This window comes from Micromonospora sp. NPDC049523 (assembly GCF_040676775.1).
GTDB lineage: Bacteria > Actinomycetota > Actinomycetes > Mycobacteriales > Micromonosporaceae > Micromonospora_G.
In genome coordinates this window covers 71,627-87,888 of the sequence record NZ_JBFAPP010000006.1, presented here as the reverse complement: position 1 = coordinate 87,888, position 16,262 = coordinate 71,627, and the positions used below count along the sequence as shown (strand labels likewise).

15 protein-coding genes are annotated in these 16,262 nt (G+C 69.7%); 7 read left to right on the top strand and 8 right to left on the bottom strand.

Annotation, left to right across the window (positions count from 1 at the left end; translation table 11 throughout):
• Window positions 1-99: 99 nt before the first annotated feature.
• The 3 genes from AB0J90_RS10995 to AB0J90_RS10985 all read right to left on the bottom strand — a co-directional run bounded on the left by AB0J90_RS10995 (window position 100) and on the right by AB0J90_RS10985 (window position 4,114).
• Window positions 100-1,515: a hypothetical protein gene (locus tag AB0J90_RS10995; protein WP_363594526.1), complete on the bottom strand. Its 1,416-nt coding sequence runs from the start codon at window positions 1,513-1,515 to the stop codon at window positions 100-102.
• A complete protein-coding gene (locus tag AB0J90_RS10990; protein WP_363594524.1) occupies window positions 1,512-2,027 on the bottom strand; it encodes a SigE family RNA polymerase sigma factor in 516 nt (171 codons plus the stop codon). Before AB0J90_RS10990 ends, AB0J90_RS10995 begins: the two co-directional genes overlap by 4 nt.
• A gap of 161 nt (window positions 2,028-2,188) precedes the next feature.
• Complete coding sequence (locus tag AB0J90_RS10985) at window positions 2,189-4,114, bottom strand: S9 family peptidase (RefSeq protein WP_363594522.1); 1,926 nt, start codon at window positions 4,112-4,114, stop codon at window positions 2,189-2,191.
• A gap of 238 nt (window positions 4,115-4,352) precedes the next feature.
• On the opposite strand from AB0J90_RS10985, the gene rph reads away from it, so the two are divergent.
• Both rph and AB0J90_RS10975 read left to right on the top strand, forming a co-directional pair.
• Complete coding sequence (rph, locus tag AB0J90_RS10980) at window positions 4,353-6,953, top strand: rifamycin-inactivating phosphotransferase (protein WP_363595025.1); 2,601 nt, start codon at window positions 4,353-4,355, stop codon at window positions 6,951-6,953.
• Window positions 6,954-7,068: 115 nt separating this feature from the next.
• Window positions 7,069-7,566 (top strand): YcxB family protein, encoded by a 498-nt coding sequence (locus AB0J90_RS10975; RefSeq protein WP_363594520.1) that lies wholly within the window; start codon window positions 7,069-7,071, stop codon window positions 7,564-7,566.
• 69 nt (window positions 7,567-7,635) lie between these two features.
• Here AB0J90_RS10975 and AB0J90_RS10970 read toward each other — a convergent pair whose 3' ends face one another.
• On the bottom strand, window positions 7,636-8,280 hold the full coding sequence (locus AB0J90_RS10970) for an alpha/beta hydrolase (protein ID WP_363594518.1): 645 nt from the start codon (window positions 8,278-8,280) through the stop codon (window positions 7,636-7,638).
• An 83-nt stretch (window positions 8,281-8,363) separates the two neighbouring features.
• Complete coding sequence (locus AB0J90_RS10965; protein ID WP_363594516.1) at window positions 8,364-9,203, bottom strand: tautomerase family protein; 840 nt, start codon at window positions 9,201-9,203, stop codon at window positions 8,364-8,366.
• 163 nt (window positions 9,204-9,366) lie between these two features.
• On the opposite strand from AB0J90_RS10965, the gene AB0J90_RS10960 reads away from it, so the two are divergent.
• The 5 genes from AB0J90_RS10960 to AB0J90_RS10940 all read left to right on the top strand — a co-directional run bounded on the left by AB0J90_RS10960 (window position 9,367) and on the right by AB0J90_RS10940 (window position 13,294).
• Window positions 9,367-9,942 carry a TetR/AcrR family transcriptional regulator gene (locus AB0J90_RS10960; protein WP_363594514.1) on the top strand — a complete coding sequence of 192 codons (576 nt, stop codon included), beginning with the start codon at window positions 9,367-9,369 and terminating at the stop codon, window positions 9,940-9,942.
• Window positions 9,943-10,087: 145 nt separating this feature from the next.
• Entirely contained in the window at window positions 10,088-11,227 is a 1,140-nt protein-coding gene (locus tag AB0J90_RS10955) for a sensor histidine kinase (protein WP_363594512.1), read from the top strand.
• Entirely contained in the window at window positions 11,224-11,886 is a 663-nt protein-coding gene (locus tag AB0J90_RS10950; RefSeq protein ID WP_363594510.1) for a response regulator transcription factor, read from the top strand. Before AB0J90_RS10955 ends, AB0J90_RS10950 begins: the two co-directional genes overlap by 4 nt.
• 153 nt (window positions 11,887-12,039) lie before the next feature.
• On the top strand, window positions 12,040-12,708 hold the full coding sequence (locus AB0J90_RS10945; RefSeq protein ID WP_363594508.1) for a DUF2306 domain-containing protein: 669 nt from the start codon (window positions 12,040-12,042) through the stop codon (window positions 12,706-12,708).
• A gap of 286 nt (window positions 12,709-12,994) precedes the next feature.
• Complete coding sequence (locus AB0J90_RS10940; RefSeq protein WP_363594506.1) at window positions 12,995-13,294, top strand: hypothetical protein; 300 nt, start codon at window positions 12,995-12,997, stop codon at window positions 13,292-13,294.
• 64 nt (window positions 13,295-13,358) lie between these two features.
• On the opposite strand, the gene AB0J90_RS10935 is transcribed toward AB0J90_RS10940, so the two are convergent.
• The 3 genes from AB0J90_RS10935 to AB0J90_RS10925 are packed head-to-tail and all read right to left on the bottom strand — an operon-like array spanning window position 13,359 to window position 16,261.
• Window positions 13,359-14,117 carry a hypothetical protein gene (locus AB0J90_RS10935; protein ID WP_363594504.1) on the bottom strand — a complete coding sequence of 253 codons (759 nt, stop codon included), beginning with the start codon at window positions 14,115-14,117 and terminating at the stop codon, window positions 13,359-13,361.
• 32 nt (window positions 14,118-14,149) lie between these two features.
• Window positions 14,150-14,932: a vWA domain-containing protein gene (locus tag AB0J90_RS10930; protein WP_363594502.1), complete on the bottom strand. Its 783-nt coding sequence runs from the start codon at window positions 14,930-14,932 to the stop codon at window positions 14,150-14,152.
• Between the two features lie 15 nt (window positions 14,933-14,947).
• A complete protein-coding gene (locus tag AB0J90_RS10925) occupies window positions 14,948-16,261 on the bottom strand; it encodes a hypothetical protein (RefSeq protein WP_363594500.1) in 1,314 nt (437 codons plus the stop codon).
• Window position 16,262 lies beyond the last annotated feature (1 nt).

Genomic DNA, 16,262 nt, shown 5'->3' with positions numbered 1-16,262 from the left:
TATGACTAAACGGATGATTCGGGTATTTCGGCCACCCACGAGCTGCGTCAACCGCCGTGGCAGCGGATCGTTCCCCGGTGGCCCGCCTGGACGTCGGGCTCACCATGCCGAGACGATCGGCTCGCCGAAGAGCTGCTGGCCCTCGGCGTGCTCCGGCGTCACGGCCGCCACCACCTGATCCCCCGTCTCGTCCAGCACGCGCAGGGTCACCTTCTCCCCTGCAGGCAGGGTGAGGATGGCAGCACCTCGCTCCATCCGAGCGGATTCGATCACCGTGCCGGTGGCGTCGACCGCCTCGACGGTGGCAGCCGACGCGGGTCCCACCACCAGCATCCGATCCGACGCGACCGCGTGCCCGCCGGAGCGCTCGGGCACCCGGACCGCGATCACACCGGAGTCGTCAGCGGTCCCCGGTGCGACCAGGGACCATCCGGCGCCGTTCGCCGCCGCTGAGTCGCCCGGAGCGGCGTGGTCGTCGTCGACCAGGGCCACCAGGGCCTTCGGCTCGGCGCCGACCTGGAGCACCACCGCACCGGGGCCGGTCGCCGGCCCGAGCAGCACCGCCGGCACCTCGTGCGCCCCCTCGGTAAGGGTGCCCGCCCAGCGCACCACCGGTCCAGCGGCCGCCAGACCGGCCGAGCCCACCAGTTCCTGGTACGACGCCAGCGCCGCCTGTCCCGTCGGCCGGTCGAGCAGCGGCGCCCAGCCAGAAGCCGCCTCCGGATCGGACGGCGCCGTCAGAGCACTGAGCTCGCCGATGCCGGGTTCCGCCGGTCCCTGCTGCCGGATCACGCCGTCACAGGTCGTCCGCCACCGGGCGGCCGGCATGACCTCGTTCACCACGTAGTCCCCGGTCGCGGCGGCCTGCCAGACCCGGCGGACCACACCGTCCGGGCCGATCGTCGCGTGCTCCGAAGTGGCCACGGTGCAACCGGCAGGAGCCAGTCCCACCTGCCAGAACGAAACCCGTACCTCCTCGTCGCCGAGCACACCATGCGCGGTGACGAAGGGGTCCAGCCGGGCGTCGCGGAGTCCGTCACTGCGAGCGAGATCGCCGGCCGATGCGCCACGGTCCTCGCGGAGGACGGACAAACTCGCGGCCGCGTCGGAGTAGTCGGCGACCAGGGCGACGCGCGACCGCGCGAAATCGTGCACGAAGAGCACCTTCACCCTGGGCAGTGCCGACTCGGCGGCAAGCGTCCGGGTCAGGTCGGCCACCAGCCCGGTGTCCCCGGCGAGGTTGCCCCGCGTCGGGGAGTCGATCAGTCGCCAGGTCCAGTCCGACTCGACCGGGTATCCCTCGGAAGGAGGCGCATCCGGCCAGCCGCCGACACCGACGACAGCCGGTCCGGACAGCACCAGGGCAAGGAGGGCGGCGCCGGCCACGCCGAACCCGGCGAACCTGGTCCGCCGCCGGCTACGCGCCCGACGCAGGACTTCGCCGTACGGGTCTTCGCTTGGCAGCACCGGATCGGTGAGCCGCCGGAACCCGGCCCGCAACTCGTCCACGCTCATGCGATCCCTCCCACGGTCACTTTCGGCGTCGCCTGTGCGTCGCCGGACTTGCCGAGCACGTCACGGAGACGGGCCAGCCCCCGGGACGCCTGACTTTTCACGGTCCCCACAGAACATCCGAGAAGCTGCGCCGTTTCCGTTTCGGACAGCTCCTCCCAGTAGCGCAGGACCAGCACCGCCCGCATCCGGGCCGGCAGCCGGCGCAACGCGGTCAACAGTTCGTCGCGCTCGGCAAGCCGATCGGTGCCGTCGGACTGATCGCGCTGCGGCACGATCGCGGTCAGCAGTTCACGCGAGCCGAGTCGGCGCCACAGGCTCGTCCGCTCGTTGACCATGACCCGGCGGACGTACGCCATCGGTTCCTCGACCTGCCGCCAGCGACGCATCGTGACGACCAGGGCGTTCTGGAGCAGGTCCTGGGCCGCGTCCCGACTCCCGGTCAGCAGGTAGGCGGTACGGAGAAGGTCGCCGTAACGAACCTCGACGAACTCCCGGAATCCGTCATCACTCACCTTGTCCGGTCCCTCCCGCGCGTCGACGTCAACGGATGAGAGGTCACCGAGGGCCCGAAGGTTGAGTGTCGGCGGACGGAAATTCACCGACGAGGCGAGCCGGTGACCGGTGCCCTAGCTGGCGTGGCCAGCCGCGCGGTCGTGGCATTCGGCAGTCGGGGTCATCCGAGCCAGCGGTCGAACCAGGCGCGGGTACGGCGGAGCACGTCGAGTTGGTGGTTGCGTTCGCGGATCCGGTGACCCTCTCGGGGATACACGACGTACTCGTGTTCGACTCCGAACCTGCGTAGCGCGCGGTGGAAGAACTCCGCCTGGGATACCGGGACATTCGTGTCGTGCTCGCCGTGCAGGATCAACACGGGCGTACGGATCCTGGAGGCGTACGAGATCGGGCTGAGCCGGTCGTGGCGGTGCGGGCCTGGTCCTTCCCAGCCGCTGCTGCCGCCGAGGGCGGACTCGAACGGTCCCTCTTCTCCGGTCGCGGCGAGCATTCCCCAGTCGCTGATCCCGGCTCCCATCACGGCGGCCTTGAACCGGTTGGTCTGCCCGACCGCCCAGGCGGCCATGAACCCGCCGTGGCTCCAGCCGCCGATGCCCAGCCGGTCGGGGTCGGCGACGCCGTCGGCGACGAGCAGGTCGATGCCGGCGCAGATGTCGGTCCACTCGGCGCGGCCGACCGCACCGGCGGCGCGTACCGCGAAGTCGTGGCCGTGCCCTTTGCCGCCACGCGGGTTCGGCAGGAACACCGCGTAGCCCGCGGTCGCGAACTCCTGGCCGGACGGGAACCAACCGAGCCTGAGCCGGTCGACGTGCCGCTCGTACGGGCCGCCGTGCACCAGCGTCACCAGCGGAAAAGGCCCGTCCTCATGGGATCGGCCGGCGGGCAGGATCAGCAGGCCGTCGAGGGCCAGCCCGTCGGATGCGTCGTACGACAAACGTTCCTGGACACCCCACCGGATGTCGCGGAGTTCGGGCCGGAGGTCGGTCAACCTCGTCAGCGGCCCGCGAGTGGGGCCGGCGTGCACGTTTTCGGGCTCGTAGGAGGTGCTGACCACAGCCGCGACGGCGTCACCGTGCCGGTTCGTGGTCAACGACGTCGCCAGACCGTCGACCCGGGACACCTCGACGAAGTGGGGCCCGAGCGGATCGAGCCGGTGGATTGCGGTGTCGAGCCCGTCGGCGACCAGCATCAGCGGCGTACCGGTGTCGACCTGGACCAGGATGCTCGGGCAGCTGGTCGTGCCGGCGGTCAGGTTGCGGTGCTCGCCCACCGGCCCGCTCGCCGGTACCGCGACGTCGAGAATCGCGTGTCCGCCCACCAGTGCCGGCGGGGTCTTCGCGATGTACGCCAGATGCCAGCCGTCGGCGGCGGACCACCACACGAGCGACGACGCGTCCGCCGCGGCCGGGCCGAGGTCCCGCGCCATGCCGCTGTCCGGGTCGAGCAGGTGCAGACCGGGCTCGACCAGGCCCGGGTCCACCTCGGGAGTCGACCAGGTGAGGACCGCCAGCGTTCCGTCGTCGGGCCGCTCGGTCACCTCGACGACATGGCGATCGCCGAAGCCGTCCGGCGTACGGACCTTCCCGCTGCGTACGTCGAGCAGCCGCAGCCGGTCCGGGCGTACGCGCTCGCCCCACACCCGGGGGTCGTCGCGCTCCCTGTCGCGACGTTCGTCCTCGGCGGACGGTTCATCGGCGGCGACCACGGCGAGCAGATCGGGATCGGCCAGCGGGAGGTGTCCCGACACCCCACCGGACCAGGACGTGACCGCTTCCACGATGCCGTGGACCAGCCCGACCCGATGTACCTGCGCCGTGCCACGCTCGGCCCGGTCGGAAAGAAAGTAGATGCGCAGCGAGTCCGCGGCCCACTTCGGCGCCGAGTCGTACGCCTCCCCCGAGGTGAGTCGTCGCGGCGACCCGGTCCCGTCGGTGGCGGCGACCCAGACCTCACCAACGGGGTGATCACCAGCCCGCCCGACCGGGGCGACCACGTACGCGACCCACTTGCCGTCGGGCGAGAGCGCCAACGCATACGGGAGACGACCGTCGACCACCAACTCGGCGGTGAGCTGCGTAAGGGGCATCGAGGCACCGTATCGATCAGCCAGCACGGCGCCAAAACGTTGCCAGCGCGGCAGCGGGGGCGACAAAGCACAGGCAGGAAGATTTCTCTCCCTGCCACTTCTAACGTATATCGCACCGGGGGGCTTGCCGCAAGACCGGGGTCGTGCCGCAGAATCGTCGGCCGGGGCCATGACCTGCGGAAATGGGGGACGACGTGCGGGTGTTGTTGTCGACGTACGGGGACGCGGTGACATCGAGATGATCGAGCCGTACGTGTTGGATCTTCGCGAGGTCGACGAGCAGCAGGTCGCGGTCGTCGGCGGCAAGGCCGCGCACCTGGGCGGGCTGTCGCGGATCGACGGCATCCGCGTGCCGCTCGGGTTTTGCGTCACCACGGCCGCCTTTCGGCGGATCATGGCGGAAGCGCCGTCGATCGACGACGAGTTCGACCGGCTGTCACGCCTGGATCCGGAGGACCGGGAGGCGATCCGGACGCTGAGCGCGGAGATCCGCCGGACCGTCGAAGGGCTGGCCATGCCGGGCGACCTGGCAGCGGTGATCACCCGCGCGCTCGCCCGGTTCGGCGAGCAGGCCGCGTACGCCGTGCGGTCCAGCGCGACGGCAGAGGACCTGCCGACGGCCTCCTTCGCGGGTCAGCAGGACACGTACCTGAACGTCGTGGGGCCGGAAGCGGTCTTGCGGCAGGTCAGCCGGTGCTGGGCGTCGCTGTTCACCGAGCGCGCCGTGACCTACCGCCTGCGCAACGGCATCGACCACCGGAAGACCCAGATGGCCGTGGTCGTGCAGCAGATGGTCTTCCCGGACGCGGCCGGCATCCTGTTCACCGCCGACCCTGTCACGGGCAACCGGAAGGTCGCCACCGTGGACGCCAGCTTCGGCCTCGGCGAGGCCCTGGTCGCCGGCCTGGTGAACCCGGACGTGTTCAAGGTGCGCGGCGGCGAAGTCGTCGGCAAGGTGGTCGCCGGCAAGCAGCGCGCCATCCACGCCCTGCCGGCCGGCGGTACGCGGGAAGTCGCGATCGGCCCGCAGCAGCAGGAGCAGCCGGCGCTGACGGATGCGCAGGTCGTACGGCTCGTGCAGCTCGGGCGGCGGATCGAAGCGCAGTTCGGCCACCCGCAGGACATCGAATGGTGCCTGGTCGACGACGACTTCCAGATCGTGCAGAGCCGGCCGATCACGACGCTGTTCCCGATCCCCGCGACCGGTGACGTGGAGAATCACGTCTACGTATCCGTCGGCCACGGGCAGATGATGACCGACCCCATGAAGCCACTGGGCGTCTCCGTGTGGCAGCTGACGGCCCTGGCGCCGATGCACGAGGCCGGCGGCAGGCTGTTCGTCGACGTCACCCCGCGCCTGACCTCGCCCGCGAGTCGCGCCGGCCTCCTGGACGTCATGGGGAGGGGCGATCCGCTGATCAGGGATGCGCTGGAGACCGTCCTCGATCGCGACGACTTCGTACCGACGCTCCCGGACGCGGGTCCCGGCGGGCCACCGGTCAGCGGTGCGCCCGCCCCGATCGAGACCGATCCGGCCATCGTCGCCGAACTGGTCGAGCGCAGCCAGGCGTCCATCGCCGCCCTGCGGCGCGACATCCGTACGAAGACCGGACCGGCGCTGTTCGACTTTCTGCTGGAGGCGTTCCAGGATCACAAGCGGGTCCTCAGTGATCCGTCGAGCATCCAGGCGATCATGGCGGGGATGGAGGCCACCTGGTGGCTCAACGACCAGCTACAGGAATGGCTGGGCGAGAAGAACGCGGCCGACACCCTCACGCTGTCCGCCCCCGGCAACATCACCTCGGAGATGGGACTGGCACTGCTCGACGTCGCCGACGTGATCCGCCCGCATCCGGAGGTGGTGGCGTTCCTACGGGGCGTCGAGGACGAGCGCTTCCTGGACGAACTGCCGAAGTTCGCGGGCGGATCCGAAGCGCGCGACGCCATCGAGACCTACCTCGACCGGTACGGCATGCGCTGCGTCGGCGAGATCGACATCACCAGGCCGCGTTGGCGCGAACGCCCCACCACGCTCGTGCCCCTGATCCTCGACAACATCAAGCTATTCGAGCCGGGAGCCGCCAAGCGGCGCTTCGAGCAGGGGCGACAGGAGGCCCGGCGGAAGGAACACGACGTACTCTCACGCTTGCGGGCGCTGCCGGACGGGGAGCAGAAGGCCGACGAGGCCAAGCGGATGATCGACCGGGTCCGGACCTTCATCGGCTACCGGGAGTACCCGAAGTACGGCATCGTCAGCCGCTACTTCGTCTACAAGCAGGCCCTGCTGGCAGAGGCCGAGCGACTCGTGCAGGCCAACGTGCTCGCTGAGCGGGAAGACATTTTCTACCTCACGTTCCAGGAACTCCACGACGTCGTGCGCTCGAACGCGGTGGACGATCGGCTCGTCCAGCAGCGCAAGGAGGCATTTCGCTCGTACGCGTCGCTCACCCCGCCCCGGGTGCTGACGTCCGATGGCGAGGCCATCACCGGGGCGTACCGACGCGCCTACGTTCCGACCGGTGCCTTGATCGGCGTACCGGTCTCCGCCGGGACCGTCGAAGGGCGCGCCCGCGTCATCCTGGACATGGCCCAGGCCGCTCTCGATCCGGGCGACATCCTCGTCACGGCCCACACCGACCCGAGCTGGACGCCGCTCTTCGTCGCCATCACAGGCCTGGTGACGGAGGTCGGAGGATTGATGACACACGGCGCGGTGATCGCACGGGAGTACGGCCTGCCGGCTGTCGTCGGTGTGGTGGATGCCACCCGGCTGATCCGCGATGGGCAGCGGATCCGCGTACACGGAAGCGACGGGTACGTCGAGGTTCTGCCTGATTGACCCCCGACCGAGAACCCGCCTGCCGCTGACCACGGACGGTTCTCGACGATCCGACCAGCGGGGCGCAACGTGATGCGCTGCCCGCGGGCCGGGCGGGGGGCATTATCGTGCTGGCGTGCACATCCGTTTCGACGTCCCAGCCGATCCCACCTACCCAGGCCGCGTGGCCGCTGCGCTCAGCAGCGTGCGGCTGCGCGTATACGGTTACATCGGCGCGGTGCTGACGGCGGTCGGCGTGATCGGTTTCGCCGTCTCGTGGGGGTTCGGGTGGCTCGACCAGATCGCGCCGCTGTGCCTGACGCTGGTCCTGGCCGGCCTGCTGTCGATACTGTACGGGCCGTGGGTGCGGTTGCGCGCCCGGCGCCGCTCCGGTCGGTACACGGTCGAGGGCGCCTACGACATCACCGACGACAACATCATGATGCGCAGCGGCTCGGAGTCCGGCGGCATCGCCTGGGACGGGGTCGCCCAGGTGAGGGACACCCCCGAGTTCTGGATCGTGTACGTCGGCCGGATGCCGGCGACCGTGATCCCACGCCGACTGATGTCCGCCGAGGACGCCGAGACGTTGCGCGCCTTCATGGTCGAACGTGAGCTGCTCCAGCCTCGGTGAGCTCCTTGTCGCGATGCGGCGCCGAGCGGCTGAGCGGCCGGTTGCCGTGGGACGAAACTCCTAGCGCCTTCAGCTCACCAGGTACGCGGTCAGCCGGTCGGCGAGTTGCTTCGGGTGACTGAGCGGCACCGAGTGGCAACCGTCGATCTCGTCCGGAGCGATGCCGAGCCGGTCGGCGGCCACCCGACGCTGGAAGTCCGCCCGGAAGAACCGGTCCTCGCGGGCGACGAGCACCTTCGTCGGCGTGTCCGGCCAGGCATCCAGCGGCCACGGCTCGTTCCACTCCGCGCTGACCTGGTCCCGGCCATGCGCCGCCGCCTCCGCGACGATCTCGGCTGGCACGCCGTCGTAGAACTGCTGCTCCTCGCTGAGCCCCTCCTCACCTCGGTAACCGGTGTTGCCCCACCAGTCCCCGGGTCTCTCACCGGGCTTCGGGACCATCGGAGTGAGCAGGACAATCAGCCGTACCGGCAGCTTGTCGGCAATCAGCGGTGCGGTGAACGCCCCGTACGAGTGCCCGACGACCACAAGGTCCCGGCGATCGCCGATCGCGTCGACGACCGTTTCGCAGAACTCGGCGAACCCCGCCGACCTGTCCTCGATCGGCAACTCCGGCACCACCACGTCGTGCCCACGTCTGGCCAGCTCGGGGACCAGAAGATGCCAGTCCCAGGCACTGCCCCCGCCGCCGTGGATCAGAACGAAAGTCGCCATGCCCGAAGCCTCACACAGGGATACGACACCCAGCCGCACGGCCCGGCTCGCCCACCCGGGCGCCGTGTCGAGCGGCAATCCGATCAACTCGCTGCGCTGCTGCTGGCGGCGGTGTCGGCGTAGAGCTGGACGCTGACGATGCGGCCTCTCGTGACCTCGAAGAGCCAGAGGTTCTGGAAGACCACCGTCTTGCCGGTTGCCTTGGGTACCGCGGTGTTGGTGAGTCGGGCGATGACGTGGTCGTCGGCGGTGATGACGTCCTCGACGAGGACGTCGAACGATTCCCAGACCGTGCTGCCGCTCAGGATCTTCGAGTAGAAGTCCGCGAAGAAGCCGTCGAAGGCCGCGGGGCCGGTGAACTCGCCGCCGTAGGGCAGCGTGGTGGGCACCCTGAGGACGACATCGTCGCGCAGCATCGGCAGGATGGGGCTGCGGTCGCGGCTCTGGAACAACCTGGTGACGGCGTACGCCATCTCGGCCCCGGTGTACCCGTCGTGGGCGCCTGGGGACTTGGTCGCCGCTTCGAGCGACTCGGCGGCCGCGATGTCGGTGCCGATCACACCATCGGCGAAGGAGAAGTTCTCCGGCGGTGTCACGGTCATCATGACGAACACGTCTGCGGGGCGGACGCCCGCGCGTTCTTCGAGCAGACGGACCAGCGTCCGGTAGAACTTGCGCTTGGCCCGCTCACCACGATCCAGACCGTCGGTGATCGTGAACACGATCCAGTCATCGGAGCGCGGGCCGCCACGGAAGTTGCGGTTGAAGACCATCTCGCCCGGGCCGTGCTGGTGGACGAGTTGGAAGTCGTCGTCGGATCTCATGTTCAGCTCGGCGACCAGCGCATCGTGCGCCGCCTGCGAGACGGCTGTCAGGTACTGGTCCGACTTACCCCGAGCGAGGGAGATGTTGACGAAGGGCATGGACGTTCCTCTCTGAGCCGGTGGCCTGGGCGCCGCCTGCCTCCTGGATTCTCGGGTCAGTGTTGCGACTATGCATAGCAGCATACATACTGGGACGGGATGCGGAGTCGAGACGAGGAAAGGCAGGTGCATCGTGGCCCAGCGGTCGGACGCCAAGCGGAGGATGGTGGAGGCGGCCAAGCAGCTGATCCGGCAGCGCGGTTACGAAGCGACGGCCTTCTCCGACGTCCTCAAGCTCAGCGAGGCGCCGCGCGGCTCGGTCTACTTCCACTTTCCCGGCGGCAAGACGCAGTTGGCGAAGGCGGCAGCCGAGGCGCACGCACACGACCAGGTCGTGATCATCGACCAAGCAGCCGCACAAGCCAGCTCTGCCGTCGACCTCGTCGAAAGCTACCTGGACCTGGCCCGTGAAGGCATGGTGGCCAGCGATTATGCCCGGGGCTGCGGGATCGCACCGCTCGTCATCGACGGAGCAGCCCGGGAGTCGGCCGACCTGGGTGAGACGAGCCGCCGCTCGTTCGCGCAAATGATCGACCGGCTCGCGTTCCACTTCGTCGTACTCGACATCGACCAGACGGCCGCACGCGTACTGGCCGACGCGGTGATCGCCGGCGTCGAAGGCGCTCTGGTCACCGCCCGCGCGCTGCACAGCCCGACTCCCTTCGACGCAATACGAGCAGCTCTGGTCAGTCTCGCCGCGAGCGGGTCACCGAAGGGCTCGCGCCACAAAAACGGATAGCTCCGCCGCAAGGCCGGTCGGCCGATCCTCAAGCGGACTCGCAGCCTATGCATGCCTACATACATAGGCCTCGCGACTCGTGATGCGCGTCGATTGCGTACGTTGGGACGATCTGGAGTCGCAGCGCCGTTCGTACGATGGTTCTGTGCACTCTCGCCTGCGCGCCGTGTTGGCCGAGCCGCGCGCCCCGCACGTCCCGGCCCGCGTGTGGCGCGACTGGGTATTGATCGCCGTCCTCGCCCCGGCGATCGTGTTGGAGGGGATCACCCGACCCGACCTGCCGTGGCGGGTGGGCTGCGTCGTCATCGCGCTCGCGTTGCTTCCCACGCTGCTGTGGCGGCGCACGGAGCCGCTCGTGATGGTCGCGATCGCATTCGGCTTCACGACGGTCGCCCCGTTCGTGCTGCCCGGCGATGCCTGCCAGATGTACACGACGAGCTTCCTGGTCCTGCTGGCCTACGCGCTGTTCCGCTGGGGCTCCGGCCGGGATGCCGTCATCGGTTCGCCCTTCGTGGTGGCCAAGGTGGCCGCCGCCGGGCTGGCCGGCTCGATCGACGGCGGCGAGTTGGTCGCCGGCTTCGCGGTGATGTTCGCCGCCGCCACGCTGGGCAGTGCGATCCGGTTCCGCGCCGCCGCCCGAATACGTGAACTTGACCAGGCCAAGCTGCTGGAGCGCGAACGGCTTGCCCGTGACCTGCACGACACCGTGGCCCATCACGTGTCGGCGATGGCGATCCGCGCCCAGGCCGGCATCGCCGCCTCGGCCAGCCAGCCCGGCGCCGCGGTCGACGCGCTGCGCGTGATCGAGGGCGAGGCGTCCCGTGCGCTCGCCGAGATGCGCGTGATCGTCCGCGTCCTGCGTCGCGACCAGCCCGCCGCGCTGACGCCCAACCCGCAGGTTGCCGACATCGAACGGCTCGCCGGCCGCTTCCACACCGGGCCAGCCGTCGACGTGGACATCCGCGGCCAGCTCGACGACCTTCCGCCCACGGTCGGCTCCGCGCTCTACCGGCTGGCCCAGGAGTCGGTCACCAACGCCCGCCGTCACGCCCGCCACGCCACCCGCATCGAGGTCAGCGTCGCGGCCGACGACACCTCCGTACGCCTGCGGGTCAGCGACGACGGTGAGGCCGGCGCTGCCCGCCCGGCCGGCTCGCCCGGCTTCGGCCTGATAGGCATGATGGAGCGCGCCGACCTGCTCGGCGGCACCTGCGAGGCCGGCCCCAACCCGGACCGTGGGTGGACAGTCACGGCCGTGCTCCCGCGCGCGGGGGTCGACGCGTGACGGTGCGCGTGCTCGTCGCGGACGACCAGGAGATCGTCCGTACCGGCCTCACCATCATCTTGAACGCGCAGCCCGGTATCGAGGTCGTCGGCGGAGCCGGCGACGGCCGCCACGCGGTCGAGCTTGCCCGGCGGCTCCGCCCCGACGTGTGCCTGTTCGACATCCGCATGCCCGGCATGGACGGCATCGAGGCCACCCGGGCGCTCGCCGGTCCATTGGTCGCGGACCCGCTCGCGGTGGTCGTCATCACGACCTTCGACCTCGATGACTACGTGTACGCGGCCCTGCGTGCCGGCGCCCGCGGCTTCCTGCTCAAGGAGGCCGGCCCCGACCTGCTCAGCCAGGCCGTGCACGCGGCCGCCAACGGGGACGCGCTGATCGCGCCGAGCGTCACCACGCGTCTGCTGAAGGCGTTCGCCGACGCGGGGCCCGCCTCGCCGTCGAAGCAGCCGATCGAGGCGCTCACCGACCGGGAGGAGCAGGTGCTGCTCGCGGTCGCCCGAGGGCGCACCAACAAGGAGATCGCGGACGAGCTCTACATCACGTTGAGCACCGTGAAATCGCACGTCACCAGCCTGATGACCAAGCTCGGTGTGCGTAACCGGGTCGAGATCGCGATGTGGGCGTACGAGACCAACCGCACGCGGGGACGCGGCTGACGGCATCGGCCACCGAGACGAGCAGCGGGTCGGTTCGGCGACGGCTGGTCGGCTACCGCCGAAAGTACGACGACGGCGTACGACCATGGGCCGCCCTGATCGCGGCCCATCTGTCGATGAACCGAAGTGGGTACGGCGGACACCATCGATGGCATGACAATTCGCCAGTGGCGGCTACCGGCCGCGTTGATCCTGCTGGGTCTGATACCGATCATCGCCGGTGCGGCCCGGCTCACCGAACTGGGCACCGGTCCGGAGGTCACCCCGGCGAACGCCCGATTCGTCGCCGACCCGCTGCCGGTGGTGCTGCACATCGTCGGCGCGGTGGTCTACACGATCCTCGGCGCCTTCCAGTTCGTGCCCAGCCTGCGCCGCCGCCGCTGGCACCGCATCGCCGGGCGGGTACTCGTTCCCTGCGGGCTGGCGGTCGCCCTCTCCGGTGTGTGGATGGCGTTCGCGTACGACCTGCCGGCCCACGACAACGACGTGCTCGCCGGCATGCGACTCGTCTTCGGCTCGGCCATGGCCGCTTCGATCCTGCTCGGCCTCGCCGCCGCGCTGCGCCGCGACTTCACCCGACACCGGGCATGGATGGTACGCGGCTACGCGATCGGCATCGGCGCCGGCACACAGGCGTTCACGCACGCGCCGTACCTCTTGGCCACTGGCGAACAGCCCGACGGGAACGTCCGGGCGTCGCTGGTTCTCGCCGGTTGGCTGATCAACCTCGCCGTGGCCGAGTGGTACCTACGCCGCCCGGCCCACCCAGCGCGTTCTCGACCGGTCCGCCGCCCGCGCGCCGCTGTCGAAGACAGCCTTTAGGGCATGGGTCGAGTCGGTGCCAGGGTTTGCGACGGTAGCGGGCACAGGTGACTGGTGTTAGCGTCGCTCGTCGTGGCGCAATTCGTCGACAAGGACCGCACCGATTCGCCGTTTCTTCGGGCAGCCGGCTCGCGTTTCAGCCTCCCCAGATCATTGGCGTCGAGTAAGGATCCATGGGCCGTGAACGTACTCGACTGGCTGCTCGATTCCGATCCGGCGGTGCGCTGGCAGGTGTTGGGCGACCTCACCGACGCGTCACCTCGGGCGGCGAAGCACCGGAGAGGTTGTGCAGCCCACCTATCTGGAGTTCGCATTTCCGTACTACTGGCACTATGACGTTCTTCGCGCGCTCGACTACTTCCGGCGCGCTGGCACCGAGCCGGACGCCCGCATGTCCGAGGCGGTAGAAATAGTGCGCTCGAAGCAACTGCCGGACGGGCGCTGGTTGCTCGACCACCTTCATCCGGGCCGCGTCCACTTTGCCTTCGACGACGGCAAGGGGCTACCGAGTCGTTGGAACACCCTCAGAGCGTTGCGAGTTCTCGCTTGGTGGGAGGCAGGCACAGCCGCAGAACGCGGCGTCTGATTGGTTCGGTCAGGCAGTCGGCGGGACGGCGACCGATTGCCGTCGGCCACCGCCCCGCCTGCTGTTACTCCTCCAGCACGGCGATCCGGAGCAGGGTGACGTCGTCGACCTCCAGGCTGCCGTGGCTACGAAGCGCGCGTACCAGGCTTTCGAATGACGGCCGGTTGACCGCCCGCAGCGCCTGCCACACCGCCCCGTCGGACCTCGCGGAGTGCCACAGCAGGCACTGGCTGAGCCGGTCGCTGGCCAGGATCAGCATGTCTCCCGGGCGGAGCTGACCCGACGAGAGCTGGATGCCTTCGACACCCGCCGGCATCTTCTCCGGCCGGCTGTAGACGAGCGCCGGGTTCTGGGCGAACGCCTCCGGGCTGGACAGCGGGAACGACATCAGCAGCGTCGTCCCCCGGACGTGCATCAGGCAGCAGTCTCCGACCGCGAAGGCCCGGAACTTCCCGGTACGCGGGCCGGTCGCTTCGACGTACAGGCCGACGAAGGCCGCGGCGGTGTCCTGCCGCAGCGGTGCGGCCTCCTCCCACCACTGCCGATCGAGCTGCTCGCGGGCCGGGGCGTCCCGTACCTCCGACCAGCGCTCACACTCCTTCACGATGAGGTTCTGCACCGCGTCCGAGGAATCAAGCCGCTGGGTCACGAACCCGGTGACCAGTCTCTTTGCCCATTCCTTGACGTGGAATCCGCTGCTGGCGCCGTCCGCCACCGCGAACCAGCCGCGTCCGCGCCCCAGATAGTGCCCGGCGCCGTCCTCCCATTCGGCGGGATGGTCCTCGTCCTTGGGGAAGGAGTAGGTGTGCGCGACGAATCTCATGCCGGCAGTCCGACTGACCGTGGTCATCGGTCTCAGGTCCGGGTGCCGACGTCGATCGCCTGGATCATCGCTTCCAGGTCGGCGTTGTAGACGAATCCTCGGGCGTTGTCCTGTACGTCGGCGCCGAGTTCGGCCGCGTACTGCCGCATCAGGGGCGGCAGCGGCGAGGACATCTGGAACAGGGCTTTGGCGCGCTCGTCGGTGAGGGCATGGTCGGTGGACGGGTACGCCACCGTGGTCGCCTCGCTGGACGAGAGCGCGATGTTGAACAACAGGGTCGAGCCGTGGTTGGTGCCGCCGGAGGTGATCCGGCGCGACACCGGCACCGGGTCGCCGTCGGTCGCGTACCCGTCGGTGATGTTCACGATGATCGGCGGGCCGGACTCCGGATGGCTGTTCGTCCACCCCTCCACGATCTTTCCCGCGAGGTCGAGGGCCGCACACATGTGGGTCACCCCCGAGGCCACCGGGTCGAACCAGATCGGCTGTACGTGACCGTCCGCGTCGCGGTCGACCCGGATCTTGCCGGCGGCGACCTCGGCGACGGAAGCCAACAGTCGACCGGCGAGTGCACCGGAGAAGAGCGGGCGTGCGCCGGTGCCGTAGCCGATCAGACCGATGTCGAAGTAGTGCCGGGGTGGCTCGTTGCGTGACTTGAAGCTGCGCATCACGATCGACTGGAGAAGTTCGTTGACGATGTCCGCCAACGCCTGGGCCTTGGTCTTCTTCTCGGCGCCCAACATCGGCTGGCTCATCGACGCCGACTGGTCGAGCAGGAACACGAAACAACCGGGGGTCTTGCGATTCACCTGCATTTTCCTACCTCCTTGTCACTGACCGGGCCTGCTGCTGCCGCCGTACGTCCCGACGCCGCCCAACACCACGCCGGGCCAGACCCCCGATGCGACCCGGCCCGCCTCGCCGCACCGGTCGCATCGGTATTCGTTGTCCCGACGGAACAGACCGAAGTCGAAACACCTGGGACACTGGGCCGCTGATTCCGGCCCCCGTCGCGGGTCGAGCCAGGGGCTGAAGTCGAACCTCGCCCCGGTGCCGGTGTCCTCGGCCGGGACCGGCCCCGACCGCTGCTCCAGCTCCTCGTATCCGGATGCCGTACGCACGCTTCCCGGCTGGCTCCCGGCCGGCGGCATCCCGATCGGGGCAGGCGTCCCAGTCACGGGCGCCGCAACGCCGGCCGGTAGAGGGGCATCATCGGGCGGGAAGAGGATCGCCGGCCGGGAGGGCGCCTCGGCCGGAAGGGTGCTCGTGGGCGGGAAGGTCCCCTTGGGCGGGCCGTTCCGACCGAACGGCGACGGCGACGGCCGACCCGGATTGCGGCGCGTCGCCCCGGACGGCACCTCGGCGACCGGTCCGGGAGCCCGACCGGACGGAGCCGATCGTGAGCGGGTCAACCACGGCAGGTACGTGTCCGCCTGGCGCAGCACCTCCGGCTGCCCGGCCGCCAGGCAGAGGACGGCCAGGATGAGCAGGAACACGACCAGGACCCAGCGCCACGCCGCTGCGGTGTCGGGCCGGCCGGGCGGGCCGGCCCACACCTGCCCGGTCGAATCGAGCACGACCACGGTCGACGACAGCGCGTCCATGATCGGCTTGGCGCCGGCCGTGCTGAAGACGGTGACGGTGGCCGGAGCACTCTCCGGTGCCGGGTCGCCCTGCTCCCACGACCGGAACAGCAACCGACCTTCGGGCAGTTGGTAGGGGTTGGTGAGCCGGACCGAGATCGGCGCGGCCGGGTTGACCAGTTTCCCCTTCTCGAAGCGCTTGGGATTGTCGGCGACCAACGTCTTGGGCTCGACTCCCCAAAGCTTCGCCAGGCCGTCGAGGGTGTCGCCCCTCTGCACCGGAACGGTGATCGTGGCGTGACCGGCCCGTTCGAGGTGGACCACGACGACCAGGGTGTCCGCGCCGACTCGGGCGGCCTCCTGTTGCCGCTGTGCCACCTGTTCCGCGACGGGCCAACCCACCTCCGCGACCATGACCGTCGGTGGCTCGGCCGTTCCGGTACGCGGTGCCGGCGCCGCCAGCACGAGTGCGGCCACGAGCAGGACGGCCGCGGCGGCGTACGGCAGTGGGACCGACAGGATCTGCCGGGGTCGCCCTTTCGAGAGCTCTGTGTCGCTCATC

Bases quoted from the DNA above. Each gene is read 5' to 3' on its own strand.
- AB0J90_RS10995 (WP_363594526.1), bottom strand. From the start codon at position 1,515: ATGAGCGTGGACGAGTTGCGGGCCGGGTTCCGGCGGCTCACCGATCCG.
- AB0J90_RS10985 (WP_363594522.1), bottom strand. From the start codon at position 4,114: ATGCCCCTTACGCAGCTCACCGCCGAGTTGGTGGTCGACGGTCGTCTC.
- rph (WP_363595025.1), top strand. From the start codon at position 4,353: ATGATCGAGCCGTACGTGTTGGATCTTCGCGAGGTCGACGAGCAGCAG.
- AB0J90_RS10970 (WP_363594518.1), bottom strand. From the start codon at position 8,280: ATGGCGACTTTCGTTCTGATCCACGGCGGCGGGGGCAGTGCCTGGGAC.
- AB0J90_RS10965 (WP_363594516.1), bottom strand. From the start codon at position 9,203: ATGCCCTTCGTCAACATCTCCCTCGCTCGGGGTAAGTCGGACCAGTAC.
- AB0J90_RS10960 (WP_363594514.1), top strand. From the start codon at position 9,367: ATGGTGGAGGCGGCCAAGCAGCTGATCCGGCAGCGCGGTTACGAAGCG.
- AB0J90_RS10945 (WP_363594508.1), top strand. From the start codon at position 12,040: ATGACAATTCGCCAGTGGCGGCTACCGGCCGCGTTGATCCTGCTGGGT.
- AB0J90_RS10935 (WP_363594504.1), bottom strand. From the start codon at position 14,117: ATGAGATTCGTCGCGCACACCTACTCCTTCCCCAAGGACGAGGACCAT.
- AB0J90_RS10930 (WP_363594502.1), bottom strand. From the start codon at position 14,932: ATGCAGGTGAATCGCAAGACCCCCGGTTGTTTCGTGTTCCTGCTCGAC.
- AB0J90_RS10925 (WP_363594500.1), bottom strand. From the start codon at position 16,261: ATGAGCGACACAGAGCTCTCGAAAGGGCGACCCCGGCAGATCCTGTCG.